This is a genomic window from Pseudomonas sp. RL, assembly GCF_000647775.1.
GTDB lineage: Bacteria > Pseudomonadota > Gammaproteobacteria > Pseudomonadales > Pseudomonadaceae > Serpens > Serpens flexibilis.
Map to the genome: position 1 here is coordinate 12,263 of NZ_JBOY01000004.1, position 14,322 is coordinate 26,584.

The window sequence follows — 14,322 nt, forward strand, 5'->3', positions numbered from 1 at the left end:
GAACAACGTTGTCCGCCCTACGGATTCGATGCGGCTCCGCAGCCGCCTGTCATCCTTAACCCGCCTGTCAGCGAACCGTCCCGCAACCGTCATGTCCTTTTGCAAGGCTGAAGCTCCCACATACTCGGGAGACTTCGCCATGCACCGTCACGTCGATACCTACCCCCAGGATGATGCCAAGGCCCGCCGCAAGCAGGAGGAAATCCGCCGCATGCGCTACCGCCGGGCCATCGAGCGCTACTGGGAGGAGCGCCAGCTGCGCGCCACGCTGACGCCCTACTGAACCCGCTGCGCGAAGCGCTCGGCCAGCGCGGTGAGGCTGCCGCGCTCGCGGCGCACGAAGTCGAAGAACGCCTGCGCTACCGGCGACAGCTGCTTGTCGCGCGCATGCACCACGCACCAACTGCGCCGCAGCGGCAGCTCGGCCACCGGCAACTCGACCAGCTCGCCATCGGCCAGCTCGCGGCGCACCGCGTGGCGCGGCAGCAGCGCCAGGCCCAGTCCGGCGATCACGCCTTCGCGCTGCGCTTCCAGCGAACCGAGCTCCAGCGTCTGCGGGAAATGCGCGCGCTTCTGGTGGCAGTACTCCTCCGTCACCGCGCGCGTGGCCGAGCCCTGCTCGCGCACCAGCAGCAGGTGGCTGGTCAGGTCCTGCAGCTGCAGTCCGGAGCGTTGCGCCAGCGGATGGTCCGAACGCGCCACGGCGATGATCGGGTTGTCCAGGAACGGCAGGAACTCCAGCCCCATGTCGGCCGGGACCATGGTCATGATCAACAGGTCGTCACGGTGCACCGACAGGCGCTTGAGCGCCTGAGCATGGTTGACCACGGCCATCTGCAGGCTGACCTCCGGGTGGCGCGCCCGAAACGCCGCAAACAGGTGCGGCACGAAGTACTGGGCGCTGGTTTCCACCGCCAGGCGCAGCTGGCCCTGCAGTGAGCCGCGCAGGTCGGACAGCTGCATATCGAGGTTTTCCAGCCGACCGAGGACATCCAGGCAGGCACGCTGCAGTGCCTCGGCAGCTTCGGTCAGGTGCAGCTTGCGCCCCACGTACTCGAACAACGGCTGGCCGACCAGCTCTTCCAGCTGGCGCATCTGCAGGCTGATGGCCGGCTGGGTGAGTGCCATGGCCTCGGCGGCGCGACTGTAGGAACGGTGGTCACAGACGGCCAGGAACACCTGCATCTGGCGCAGCGTCAGGCGGTTCAGCGATTTGCGCATGGGCCTCGTTGCCTTTAGTGGGGTGCGGTTTCCAGCCGGATATAAGGAATTACTTATTAACTGGCAAATAAATATTGATTTTTCTTAATCGCGGCACTGGGCGTAGGGTAACGCCATCGAATCCGCTGCGGCGGATCGCGTTTCTGAGGCGAGGACTACAACAGTGATCAAGAAAATCCTCATCGCCAACCGCGGCGAGATTGCCGTGCGCATCGTGCGTGCCTGCGCCGAGATGGGCATCCGTTCGGTGGCTGTGTACGCCGAGGCCGATCGCCATGCGCTGCACGTCAAGCGCGCCGACGAAGCCTACAACCTCGGCGATGACCCGTTGGCCGGCTACCTGAACCCGCGCAAACTGGTGAACCTGGCGGTGGAAACCGGCTGCGACGCGCTGCATCCCGGCTATGGCTTCCTGTCCGAGAACCCTGAACTGGCGGAGATCTGCGCTGCGCGCGGGATCACCTTCATCGGACCGTCCGCCGAGGTCATTCGCCGCATGGGCGACAAGACCGAGGCGCGCCGCTCAATGATTGCCGCCGGCGTGCCGGTCACCCCGGGCACCGAAGACAACGTCGCCGACCTGGCCGATGCACTGCGCGAGGCCGAGCGGCTCGGCTACCCGGTGATGCTCAAGGCCACCTCCGGCGGCGGCGGACGCGGCATCCGCCGTTGCAACGACCGCGCCGAACTGGAATACGCCTGGCCGCGCGTGATCTCGGAGGCCACCAAGGCCTTCGGCAACGCCGAGGTGTTCCTGGAGAAGTGCATCGTCAACCCGAAGCACATCGAGGCGCAGATCCTCGCCGACCGCTTCGGCAACACCGTGCACCTGTTCGAGCGCGACTGCTCGATCCAGCGCCGCAACCAGAAGCTCATCGAGATCGCCCCCAGCCCGCAGCTGACCCCCGAGCAGCGCGCTTACATCGGCGAACTGGCGGTACGCGCCGCCAAGGCGGTGGGCTACGAGAACGCCGGCACCGTGGAGTTCCTGCTCGCCGAGGGCGAGGTGTACTTCATGGAGATGAATACCCGCGTGCAGGTGGAACACACCATCACCGAGGAAATCACCGGCATCGACATCGTCCGCGAGCAGATCCGCATCGCCTCGGGCCTGCCGCTGTCCGTGCAGCAGGACGACATCCAGCATCGCGGCTTCGCCCTGCAGTTCCGCATTAATGCCGAGGACCCGCGCAACAACTTCCTGCCCTGCTTCGGCAAGATCACCCGCTACTACGCCCCCGGCGGCCCGGGTGTGCGTACCGACACGGCGATCTACACCGGCTACACCATTCCGCCGTACTACGACTCGATGTGCCTGAAGCTGATCGTCTGGGCGCTGACCTGGGAAGAAGCCGTCGCCCGCGGCTCGCGCGCGCTGGACGACATGCGCCTGCAGGGGGTGAAGACCACCGCCACCTATTACCAGCAGATCCTGGCCAATCCGGATTTTCGCAGCGGCCGCTTCAACACCAGCTTCGTCGACGAGCACCCGGAACTGCTGAACTACTCGATCAAACGCAAGCCGGGCGAACTGGCCCTGGCCATTGCCGCGGCGATCGCCGCCCACGCCGGCCTGTGAGGGACTGAACCATGACCAAGAAGATCACCGTTACCGACACCATCCTGCGTGATGCGCACCAGTCGCTGCTGGCCACCCGCATGCGCACCGAGGACATGCTGCCGATCTGCGACAAGCTGGATCGCGTGGGTTACTGGTCGCTGGAAATCTGGGGCGGCGCCACCTTCGACGCCTGCGTGCGCTTCCTCAAGGAAGACCCGTGGGAACGCCTGCGCCAGCTGCGCGCCGCGCTACCCAACACCCGTCTGCAGATGCTCTTGCGCGGCCAGAACCTGCTCGGCTATCGCCACTACAGCGACGACGTGGTGGAAGCCTTCGTCGCCAAGGCGGCCGAGAACGGCATCGACGTGTTCCGCATCTTCGACGCCATGAACGACGTGCGGAACCTGGAAACCGCCATCCGCGCGGTGAAGAAGGCCGGCAAGCACGCCCAGGGGACCCTCGCCTACACCACCAGCCCGGTGCACACCATCGACGCCTTCGTCGAGCAGGCCCGGCAGATGGCCGCCATGGGCGTGGACTCCATCGCCATCAAGGACATGGCCGGCCTGCTGACGCCCTACGCCACCGGCGCGCTGGTCAAGGCCCTCAAGCAGGCGCTGCCGCAGCTGGAGGTGGTGGTGCACTCCCACGACACCGCCGGCGTGGCCAGCATGTGCCAGCTGAAGGCCATCGAGAACGGCGCCGACCGCATCGATACCGCCATCTCCAGCCTGGCCTGGGGCACCAGCCACCCAGGCACCGAGTCGATGGTCGCCGCCCTGCGTGGCAGCGAGTACGACACCGGCCTCGACCTGGAGCTGCTGCAGGAGATCGGCCTGTATTTCTACGGGGTGCGCAAGAAGTACCACCAGTTCGAAAGCGAATTCACCGGCGTGGATACCCGCGTGCAGGTCAACCAGGTGCCGGGGGGGATGATTTCCAACCTGGCCAACCAGCTCAAGGAGCAGGGCGCCCTGCACCGCATGGACGAGGTACTCGCGGAAATTCCGCGGGTGCGCAAGGACCTTGGCTACCCGCCGCTGGTCACCCCGACTTCGCAGATCGTCGGTACCCAGGCGTTCTTCAACGTGCTGGCCGGCGAGCGCTACAAGACCATCACCAACGAGGTGAAGCTGTACCTGCAGGGCCGCTACGGCAAGGCGCCGGGCGAGGTGAACGAACACCTGCGCTTCCAGGCCATCGGCCATGAGGAGGTGATCGTCTGCCGTCCGGCCGACCTGCTCAAGCCGGAAATGGACCGCCTGCGCGCGGAGATCGGCGGGCTGGCAACGTCCGAGGAGGACGTGCTGACCTTCGCCATGTTCCCGGACATCGGCCGCAAGTTCCTGGAAGAGCGCGCCGCCGGCACCCTGACCCCGGAACCGCTGCTGCCGATGTCCAACGGCACCGGCGCCAGTCCGGCCGACGAGGGCGTGCCCACCGAGTTCATCATCGATGTGCACGGCGAGACTTACCGCGTGGACATCACCGGCGTGGGCGTGAAAGGCGGCGGCAAGCGCCACTTCTTCCTGTCCATCGACGGCATGCCCGAGGAGGTGGTGTTCGAGCCGCTCAACACCTTCGTGGCCGGCGGAGCGGGCAACCGCAAGCAGGTCAGCGCCCCCGGGGATGTCAGCACCCACATGCCGGGCAACATCGTCGATGTGCTGGTCAAGGAAGGCGATGTGGTCAAGGCCGGCCAACCCGTGCTGATCGCCGAGGCGATGAAGATGGAAACCGAGGTACAGGCGCCGATCGCCGGCACGGTAAAGGCCGTGCATGTGGCCAAGGGGGACCGCGTCACGCCGGGCGAAGTGCTGATCGAGATCGCCGGCTGATTCCCAACACAGTTTCCTCATCGGGGAGCAGGATGCTCCCCTTTTTTATGGAGGGCTTTTTGTGGGAGCGGACGCGTCCGCGAGCCTTCCGGCGACCGCCCAGACTGTCGAGCCCAACAGCTCGCGAATGAATTCGCTCCTACAAAAAGGAGTGGGCCGCCCTGCTGCGCAGCCTGCCGCCATCCGCCGCGCAGCTTGTTGCGCAATTTCCCGTGACACGCCGCACACCGCGCCTGCAACAGGCTTCCAACCCATTGATGCAAAAGACTTTTATGCTTCAGGCACGCCGCTTGCCATGGGATCGGGGCAACCCTACCCATCTACAAGGAGCGTACCCATGCCAACTCCCGCCTACCTGACCATCGAGGGCAGCAAGCAGGGCCTGATCACCGCCGGCACCTTCACCGAGGATTCGGTCGGCAACATCTTCCAGGAAGGCCATGAGGACCAGATCCTCGTCCAGGCCTTCAGCCATCAGGTGATCATTCCCCGCGACCCGCAGTCCGGCCAGCCGACCGGCCAGCGCGTGCACAAGCCGCTGATGGTCAGCAAGGTGTTCGACAAGTCGTCGCCGCTGATCTTCAACGCCCTGACCTCCGGCGAGCGCCTGAACAAGTGCCGCCTGGAATGGTTCCGCACCTCCTCCACCGGCACCCAGGAGCACTACTTCACCATCGAGCTGGAGGACGCGGTGATCGTCGACGTGCAGTCGCGCATGCCCAACTGCCAGGACCCGGACATGACCCACTTCACCCACCTGGAAGACGTCTATTTCACTTACCGCAAGATCATCTGGACCCATGAAGTCGCCGGCACCTCCGGCTCGGACGACTGGCGCGCGCCGAACGTGTAAGCCTGGAAGGGCGCTCCGCAACCGGGGCGCCCTCGCCGACAAGGAATGTCTATGTCGAGCCCCCGCTTCAACCTGTCGCTGGCTGACCTGGAGCTGCAGGTGCTGGCCTTCGAGGCCGTGGAAATCATCGGCCAGCCCTACTCCATCGACCTGCACCTGGTCAGCCGGCAGCCGGACCTCGACCTGGCGGCCCTGCTGCGTCAGCCGGCCTGGCTCGATCTCGGCCAGGGCCGCGGCCTGCATGGCCTGGTCTGGCGCGTCGAGCAGACCCAGTGCACCGTACATATCAGCCATTACCGCATCGAGCTGCGCCCCGCACTTGCCTGGCTGGAGCAGCGGCGCAACTGCCGCATCTACCAGCAGAAGAGCGTGCCGCAGATCCTCCGGCAGCTGCTGGCCGAGCATGGCATCCAGGGCGACGCCTGCCAGTTCCCAGAAGCGGAGTATCCCGCCCGCGAGTACTGCGTGCAGTACGCGGAAAGCGACCTGCACTTCCTGCGGCGGCTGTGCGAAGAGGAAGGCCTGCACTACCACTTCCGCCACAGCGCGAAACAGGGTCATGTGCTGGTTTTCGGCGATGATCAGACGGTCTTTCCTCGGCTGTGCGCGCTCCAGCCGTTCCGGCCCGACAGCGGCCAGCCGCAGGAAACTCCGGCCATCCAGCGCTTCACCGTGCGCCTGGAAAGCCGCAGCGACACCGTGACCCTGCGCGATCATGACGAGCGCCAGCCCCGCCTGCAGATGCAGAGCAGTGCCTCGCAGGCCGACACGCCTTCCAGCACCGGTGAGCAATACCACTACCCGGGCCGCTTCACCGATCGCAGCCGCGGCACCCAGCTCGCCCGTCGCGCACTGGAAGGTCTTCAGCATGATGCCCTGCGCGCCGAAGGCAGCAGCAGCCAGCCCTTGCTTGCCAGCGGTCACTTCCTGGAGCTGCAAGGCCATCCCCGCGACGACTTCAACCAGCTATGGCTGCTCACCGAGGTTCACCACCAGGGCTACCAGCCGCAAGTGCTCGAAGCCTTAGCCGGCCACCGCGAATCCGCACCCGCGGACCCGCCCGGCTACCGCAACCGCTTCGTCGCCATCCCCTGGCAAGCGCCCTACCGCCTGCCCTGCCTGCAGGCCAGACCCAGCCTGCTCTCTGCCCAGACGGCGGTGGTCACCGGACCGGACGACGAGGACATCCACTGCGACGAGCTGGGCCGCGTCCAGGTGCGCTTCCACTGGGAGCGCGAAGCCGCTGCCGATACGCACAGCCGCGCCTGGCTGCGCGTGGCCAGTGGCTGGGCCGATGACCAGTACGGCGCCCTGCTCATCCCACGTGTCGGCATGGAGGTGCTGGTCAGCTTCCTGGATGGCGACCCTGACCGCCCGCTGGTCACCGGTTGCCTCTACCACGCCGAACATGAACCGCCCTGCCCGCTGCCGGACCAGCGCGCCTGCAGTGTGTTCCGGACCCGCAGCTCGCCCGGCGGCCAAGGCTTCCACGAACTGCGCATCGATGACCGCCAGGGCGCCGAACGCATCCACGTACACGCCCAGCGCGACTGGGAACAGCACATCAACCATGACCATCGCCTGTGGATCGGCAACCAACGCCACTGTACCGTCGCGGGCGACAGCCACAGCGCGCTCAAGGGCGAGGAACACCGCATCACCCACGGCAACCGCCTGGCGGAGCTCAGGGCCGACGACCACCTCACCGTGCAGGGCAGCCAGCACCTGAAGCTGGGGGCCGGGCAGTTCATCGAGGCCGGTCAGGAAATTCATCTCGCCAGCGGCGAGAAGATCGTCCTGCAAGCCGGCAGCGAACTGACCCTCAAGGTCGGCGGCAGCTTCGTGAAGCTGGACGCCAGCGGCGTGACGCTGGTGGGGGCGCAGGTGAGGCTGAATTCGGGCGGAAGCGCGGGGAAAGGCGCCGGGGCGCAGCCATTGCTGCCGCAGGTGAGTGAAACCGACACGCCACCAGCGGCGAGCGAACGTTCGGCATCCCACCAGGCCGCTGGGCAGCACAGCGATCTCGACGCTGCTGAGCCGGGTGAACGAACCCTGATCGTCGACGTCTGGGGCGATCCCGCGCTCGGCAGCCAACTGCAACTGCTTGATCCCAAGGACCAGGGTCATGAGTGAACTGAAGGACCAGACCATCGAGCAGGGCGTACGCAAGCGCACCGAGTATGACGACGCACGCCAGGCACGCCTGGTGTTGAACATCGCGCGCAGCGACGGCGGCACCCTGACCATCCCGTTGCTGGACGACGCGCGCAGCACGACAGAACAACCGGATCTTCAGAAAAACACCCTACTCGCCGTCCTGCCGCTGGCCCGCCTGCCGGGGTACGACAGGCAGAACGAAGCGCCCAAGGGGGCACTGCCCCGGCCGGGTCGCATCTATGTCTTCTGGGGGAACCGGCTGTGGCGCGAGCTGGAGGCTGATGGCACGGGACAGCTGTTCGAAGTAGACCTGGCCCATTGGCGCAAGCAGGCCGAACAGGGGCTGGACGCCGACGAACGCCCACCCGTCGGCGCCCGCCAGTACCTGATCCTGCTGCCCATGCTGCTGCAGGGCCGGGCGATCGCCGGCGAACTGCACATGGCCTACAGCGAACTGCCGTGGACCTGGGAGTACATCGCGTGGTTGGAGCAGGAGGTTGGGCGCATCAGACAACGCTGTAACCCGCTCGGCCCAACCTGGTCGGCGGCTCTGGTGGGACCCGAACGCTGGCGGGCCACCCAGGCCATGCCGGTAATCCCCATCACCCGCATCAGCAAAGGCCTACGTGCCCGCGACCCACACCTGGAAAACTTGCTCGAAGATCCCCTGCTCTTCCATGCAGGAGCCACGGACTTCCCACTCACCTCCCTGGTCAGGCAGCGCGAACAGCGCCAAACGGAACTGGCCGGTTTTCTGAAGGCTCCGCCGCCCGGGCCGCTGCCGGCGTTCCCGGACCATCCGGACTTGTTGAGCGAATACCAGTTGCGCGACTACCCACAACTGATCGGCGTGATGCTGGAGGATCCCTTGTTCGCCTTGCGACATGCGGTCGTCCAGTCGCGCCTCGCCGCCGAGCTGCTGCAAACGCTCAACGCCCTGGTGCCGCACCAGGAATTTGGTCGGTATGCCGAGCTGCTGTATCAAACAGTCATGCCCGCCCAGAGTCCTCTCAATGAGTTGAGGAGGTATGTCGGTATCGGCGACCTGAAAAAGGCCACTCTGCATGACGAGCGAGAATACGCCCGAGAACAGCTCTACCAACACCAAGAACACATCCTGAGGCTGGTCGAGCGACTGCCTCCCTTCTGGAACGATTTCCAACACAGCCACGATGAGCGGCTGATGGAGCCTTATGCCCAACTGGTCGAGCTGCTGGAGATACTCAATCGCTCCCCGAACGGCTGCGACCCACGCTGCATCGAGCCGGAGGACAGTAAAGTCAGTGCTGGCGTGAACCGACTCACCCGGCAACTGATCGAGGCTACCCATGCGCTGACCAAGGGCTTGATGGGCGCAGGGGAGGAGTTGCCAGAAACCGCCCGCCGCCTGCGGGCCCTGGCCGACAACCCCATGGACGTAAACGCTGAACGCTTGGGGCTGAGTGCCCTGAGTCTGTTCAATCACACCTATGCGGGTCAGAACCTGACGCTGGCCATTGATGAACTGCTCAATCATGTCGCCAATGCCAGCGCGCTGGCCGTGAAACGCCTAGCCGAGAGTGACAAAACCATTCAAGTGCAGTTGCACCGCAGCTTTGCGCCCAGTTTCTCGTTGCTGCAAAAACTGCACAGTCTGGCCAGAAGGCTCAAGCTGCTGCCCCAGGCCGAGGCCCTGGAAAAAAACCTGGTGGTGCTGGGCGCCCATGGCGACGGTTTCAGCTTCGGCTTGACGGCAGCCGAGCGCGCCACCCTGACCCGCACCGAGGACTATCGAAAGGCAAGCCTTCAGGGGCGCAGCGGGCAGACGCTGGTTACCAGCAGTGGCAAGGAAGCCGAGCGCTTGGGCTTTGCCCAAAAAGAGCTGGGGAAGGTCATGGTGGTGGCGGCGGAAGCCGATGATCCGCTGCTGGCCGAATACAGAAAATGGCGTGTTGGCACTACTCGTCTGGATGCCGCCAGAAGCCTGTCCGAGGGCAAAAGCCTGCCTGTTCTGGCAACGGTGTTTGCGGGGTTTAATTTGTATGCGAATACAGTGGGGGCGATGCATTTAAAGAGTAGTGGAGAAAAGAGCCGATATAACGCAGGAATAGCAGGAGCATTGGCTGACCTGGCAATTGCCGGCAATAACGTGGCGCTGAAGCTACTGGCTGATTCCAAAATGACAACTCACCCCTGGTATGTCTTCTGGGAACAGCGTGGCTTTCAAACCACCGGATTTTGGGCGGAGAACCTGGTCAAGCGCACCGGTGGCAGCAGCCTGTTGAGCTATGGCCGTTTTGGTTCGGCATTTGCGATGGGCATAGTTACCGCAGGCCTGTTTCTCTGGGATGCCGGTCGCGCCCTGCGCGACGGCGAGGACGACATCGCCACCGCCCATCTAGTCGCCGCTACTGGCTCGGCCATCTGGGGTTTCTACACCATCGGCCTGCTGGCCAGCCCCTGGCTGCTCGGGTTGGGGGTGGGCCTGCTGGTCACCGGGGTCGTCGGTACGGTGCTACTGGCCGATGGCGCCGTGGAACAGGCGATCAAGCACGGTCCCTTTGGCATCGAGCCGCGTCTCCCTCATATGAACGATCCCTTGCAGGCGTATCAGCAATTGCTCGGAGCGCTGGGTGAGCCGCGTGTACGGTTGGAGCGCCTGCAGCACTGGCAACAGCAATCCAGCGAGGAGGATCACAAGCAACTCCACGCTGCGTTGCAGGAAGCGCGTATGCACCTGGAACCGAACGACTGGGCTGTGGAACTGAGCACGCCATTACTGAATCAATTCCGCACTGTTCAGGAGTGCAAGCTGATCGCCGTCGAAACGGAGCACAGACGCAGCGATACTTCAGGTTGGACCCAGCATCCGCGACTCAATCCAATCGCAAAGCTCGGGCCGATACGGCTGACCGATAACCGTATGCTCTTCATCTATTCCGCCCTGCACGAAGCAAGCTCCGGGTATGACACACGCCCATATCGTCACCCGCCAACTTACAACCTGAAAGTCTATATCCAACTTGAACTGGGCAAATCGGACGAGGACAAGCACGACCTCTTCCCCGGTTACAACCAGATTGTTCTTCCCCAACCACAGCCGCGCCAATGGCAGGCGTTTACCGCGGCACGCACACTGGATGTAAATGCCGACAACATTCCTTACTGGTTGATTGCACAACGAGCCTTTGCGAAATGAAAACCCCCATGTCCCCCACGATCTACGCCGACTCGGCCTACCGCAGCACGGATATTCCTGCACAGCCGCCGCATAAATGGAGCCAGGATGCCAATCGCTCCAGTCTGACCCGTATTCCATTGCACTGGGGAAACTATGCCAATTTGGAAGGTTGGAAGGATGTGGATGCTCAGTTAAGGCCGAACCAAGCTGGCTTTCTGGACGGGAACCAAGAGAATGATTTGTATATCAATCATAAGCGCTGGAATTTTGATAACACCGCCAAGTGGCTAATCCTGCACCCTTTTCTAAAGTTCAGTTCGATTGTTGGGATCCCGTGGCTTTTGTGGTTGATAGCCATTTCAATGCCAAAAAATTCCGCATCATTTCTTTCGGCATTTACCGCAGTTGCAATGATGGGATTAAGCTTGTGGTTAATAGGAAAGGAAAAGCCCAGTTTTAAATATTATTTAATTCAAACCGGTATCGGGCTTCTCGTTGGCTTAACAATGTCGATTCTGGAATATCAGTCCTCCGATGACCCGGATTATTTATGGGCGTGCCTCGGCATGGCCTTCAGCGTCTTTATGGGTCTGATCGGCTGGGATTACCTGCTCGACCTGTACCTGCGGGTCTTCAAGCACGACGGCAGTGGCTTCAATCGCCAGACCGGCATGCTCACCATTGGGCGCCGCTTCCAGAAGCCCTTCACCGCGCCCTTCTATGAGTTCGACGCAACCACGCAGTACCGGCCCGGCCCCCATGGCAGCGGCGGCTACGCTATCTGGCTGCACCATCGCTACACCACGATGGAAGTCTGCCTCGGCGCCAAGCTGCACTCCTTGGACTTCAGCCTCAACGAGGCCATGGCCTTCTGGGACACCCTGCAACGCTACATGGATGTCACCCAGCCCTTGCCTGATCTGCCGATCCTCGAGCAGTTCCGCCACCTGGACCCCACCACGGCGACCCATGACCGGGAATACCGGCGCAACCCACGCCACTGGCGCGACATGAATCATGCGGACTGGGAAAGCCACGGCCGTGGGGAAATGATGCAGCGCACCCGCAACCATAAATGGCAAACACGGCCATGCATCCTGCAAGCGAGGATCGACCCCAACCTCACCATCGAAGCCTATTACCGCTGCCAGGAAGCCAAGGGCATTCAGGCCACACCCCAGGCCGAGGATTTCACCTTCAGCCGATGCTGATCTCGGGACCCAACCCGAGCATCCGCCCATCAGGCCCTGCAGTCTCGGCAGGTGCAGCCGCCTTGGACCGGGCGCGCCGGCGCTAATGCATATATCCCCTTATGGAATATAAAAATTCTTAAAAGATATTTTTAAGAATAAGAAAGCCTCTCTATAGTCCGCTCCACCCTCCCCCGGGGAGGGGAATCCGATGGAGCACTTCCCATGAGCACAACGCCCCGCAGCCTCGACGTGCCGGCCGAAGACGCTTCCTTGCTGCGCGAGATTCATGCCGCCCTGCGCAACCTGCGCTACGGCTCGGTGGAGATCACCGTGCACGACAGCCGTGTCGTGCAAATCGAGCGCAAGGAAAAGTACCGGCTGAGCGAGCCGCGCAAGTAATCGCCGAAGAACAACGACACGGCCCGACTGGACAACCGGAGGGCGCGCCCAGACGCACCACTGCCGCAATCCGAATCCGTCATTCCAGGAGCTTCACATGTCCATTCGCCGTTTCGCGTTCGCCGCCCTCGCCGGCGCGCTGTTCACCACCCAGGCCCTGGCGGCCGACACGCTGCTCAACGTGTCCTACGACCCGACCCGCGAGCTGTACCAGGAATTCAACTCCGCCTTTGCCCAGCACTGGAAAGCCCAAGGCAAGGGGGACGTCACCATCCAGCAATCCCACGGCGGTTCGGGCAAGCAGGCCCGCTCGGTGATCGACGGCCTGCGCGCCGATGTGGTGACCCTGGCGCTGGCCGGCGACATCGATGAACTGCACCGCCTCGGCAAGCTGATCCCCGCCGACTGGCAGTCGCGCCTGCCGGACGCCAGCACGCCCTACACCTCGACCATCGTGTTCCTGGTGCGCAAGGGCAACCCCAAGGGACTGAAGGACTGGGGCGACCTGGTGAAGCCGGGCGTGGAAGTCATTACCCCGAACCCGAAGACCTCCGGTGGCGCGCGCTGGAACTTCCTGGCCGCCTGGGCGTGGGCCAAGAAGCAGTACGGCAGCGATGAGAAAGCCCAGGAATACGTGACCCAGCTGTACAAGCAGGTGCCCGTGCTGGATACCGGGGCCCGCGGCTCGACCATCACCTTCGTGAACAACCGGATCGGCGACGTGCTGCTGGCCTGGGAGAACGAGGCGTTCCTGGCGCTGAAGGAGGAAGGTGGCGACGCGCTGGAAATCGTCGTGCCGTCTCTATCGATCCTCGCCGAGCCGCCGGTCGCCGTGGTGGACCGCAATGTCGAGCGCAAGGGCACGCGCGAACTGGCCACCGCATACCTGAACCACCTGTACAGCGTAGAGGGCCAGCACATCGCCGCCAAGAACTTCTACCGGCCGCGCAATGCCAAGGTGGCCGCCGAGTTCGCCGAGCAGTTCCCGCAACTGGAACTGGTGACCATCGATGGCGCCTTCAATGGCTGGAAGGAGGCGCAACCGAAGTTCTTCAGCGATGGCGGCGTGTTCGACCAGATCTACCAGGCCCACTGACGGTAGGGGTATTCCATGTTGCGCCGCACCTCCCCCGTCATCCCCGGCTTCGGACTGACCCTCGGCTACACGCTGTGCTACCTCAGCTTCCTGGTGCTGATTCCGCTGGCCGCGCTGTTCGTGAAGACTGCCGAGCTGACCTGGGAGCAGTTCGTGGCCATCACCACCTCGGCGCGCGTACTGGCAGCGCTGAAGCTCAGTTTCGCCACCGCGTTTGGCGCCGCGTTGCTCAACGGGGTGATCGGTACGCTGCTGGCCTGGGTGCTGGTGCGCTATCGCTTCCCCGGCCGCAAGCTGATCGACGCGCTGATCGACCTGCCGTTCGCCCTGCCGACCGCCGTGGCCGGCATCGCGCTCACCGCGCTGTACGCGCCCAACGGCCTGATCGGCCAGCTCGCCAGCGCCGTGGGCCTGAAAATCGCCTATAGCCCGCTGGGCATCACCCTGGCGCTGACCTTCGTCACCCTGCCCTTCGTGGTGCGCACCCTGCAGCCGGTGCTGGCCGACATCCCCCGGGAGGTCGAGGAGGCCGCCAGTTGCCTGGGCGCCAAGCCGCTGCAGGTGTTCCGCCACGTGTTGGTGCCGGCGCTGCTGCCGGCCTGGCTCACCGGTTTCGCCCTGGCCTTCGCGCGGGGCGTGGGCGAATACGGCTCGGTGATCTTCATCGCCGGCAACATGCCGGGCAAGACCGAGATCCTGCCGCTGCTGATCATGGTCAAGCTCGACCAGTACGACTACGCCGGCGCTACCGCCATCGGTGTGCTGATGCTGGTGGTCGCCTTCATCCTGCTGCTGCTGATCAATCTGCTGCAGCGCTACATCCGGAGCCGCTGAGGAGCATGCC

The 14,322-nt window shown here is 63.9% G+C and carries 11 protein-coding genes; 10 read left to right on the top strand and 1 reads right to left on the bottom strand.

Features of this window, described 5'->3' with window-relative positions; all coding sequences use genetic code 11:
- Positions 1 to 139 precede the first annotated feature (139 nt).
- Complete coding sequence (locus AS93_RS20805; RefSeq protein WP_162172905.1) at positions 140 to 283, top strand: hypothetical protein; 144 nt, start codon at positions 140 to 142, stop codon at positions 281 to 283.
- On the opposite strand, the gene AS93_RS0100965 is transcribed toward AS93_RS20805, so the two are convergent.
- The gene (locus AS93_RS0100965; RefSeq protein ID WP_027588827.1) at positions 277 to 1,221 is read right to left on the bottom strand and encodes a LysR family transcriptional regulator; all 945 of its coding nucleotides are present in this window, start codon (positions 1,219 to 1,221) and stop codon (positions 277 to 279) included. The genes AS93_RS20805 and AS93_RS0100965 overlap by 7 nt on opposite strands.
- Positions 1,222 to 1,384: 163 nt before the next feature.
- On the opposite strand from AS93_RS0100965, the gene AS93_RS0100970 reads away from it, so the two are divergent.
- The 9 genes from AS93_RS0100970 to cysT all read left to right on the top strand — a co-directional run bounded on the left by AS93_RS0100970 (position 1,385) and on the right by cysT (position 14,312).
- Positions 1,385 to 2,800: an acetyl-CoA carboxylase biotin carboxylase subunit gene (locus AS93_RS0100970; protein WP_027588828.1), complete on the top strand. Its 1,416-nt coding sequence runs from the start codon at positions 1,385 to 1,387 to the stop codon at positions 2,798 to 2,800.
- Positions 2,801 to 2,811: 11 nt separating this feature from the next.
- Complete coding sequence (oadA, locus tag AS93_RS0100975; protein ID WP_027588829.1) at positions 2,812 to 4,620, top strand: sodium-extruding oxaloacetate decarboxylase subunit alpha; 1,809 nt, start codon at positions 2,812 to 2,814, stop codon at positions 4,618 to 4,620.
- A 337-nt stretch (positions 4,621 to 4,957) separates the two neighbouring features.
- Positions 4,958 to 5,473, top strand: coding sequence for an Hcp family type VI secretion system effector (locus tag AS93_RS0100980; protein WP_027588830.1), 516 nt, complete (start codon positions 4,958 to 4,960; stop codon positions 5,471 to 5,473).
- A gap of 51 nt (positions 5,474 to 5,524) precedes the next feature.
- Complete coding sequence (tssI, locus tag AS93_RS0100985) at positions 5,525 to 7,606, top strand: type VI secretion system tip protein TssI/VgrG (protein ID WP_256214655.1); 2,082 nt, start codon at positions 5,525 to 5,527, stop codon at positions 7,604 to 7,606.
- Positions 7,599 to 10,808, top strand: coding sequence for a hypothetical protein (locus AS93_RS0100990; RefSeq protein ID WP_027588832.1), 3,210 nt, complete (start codon positions 7,599 to 7,601; stop codon positions 10,806 to 10,808). Before tssI ends, AS93_RS0100990 begins: the two co-directional genes overlap by 8 nt.
- An 8-nt stretch (positions 10,809 to 10,816) precedes the next feature.
- Positions 10,817 to 12,001 carry a hypothetical protein gene (locus AS93_RS21020; RefSeq protein ID WP_256214656.1) on the top strand — a complete coding sequence of 395 codons (1,185 nt, stop codon included), beginning with the start codon at positions 10,817 to 10,819 and terminating at the stop codon, positions 11,999 to 12,001.
- Positions 12,002 to 12,205: 204 nt separating this feature from the next.
- Positions 12,206 to 12,382 carry a sulfur starvation response protein OscA gene (oscA, locus tag AS93_RS20020; protein ID WP_065365679.1) on the top strand — a complete coding sequence of 59 codons (177 nt, stop codon included), beginning with the start codon at positions 12,206 to 12,208 and terminating at the stop codon, positions 12,380 to 12,382.
- Between the two features lie 97 nt (positions 12,383 to 12,479).
- On the top strand, positions 12,480 to 13,478 hold the full coding sequence (locus AS93_RS0101005; RefSeq protein ID WP_027588834.1) for a sulfate ABC transporter substrate-binding protein: 999 nt from the start codon (positions 12,480 to 12,482) through the stop codon (positions 13,476 to 13,478).
- 15 nt (positions 13,479 to 13,493) lie between these two features.
- Positions 13,494 to 14,312 (top strand): sulfate ABC transporter permease subunit CysT, encoded by an 819-nt coding sequence (cysT, locus tag AS93_RS0101010; RefSeq protein ID WP_027588835.1) that lies wholly within the window; start codon positions 13,494 to 13,496, stop codon positions 14,310 to 14,312.
- Positions 14,313 to 14,322 lie beyond the last annotated feature (10 nt).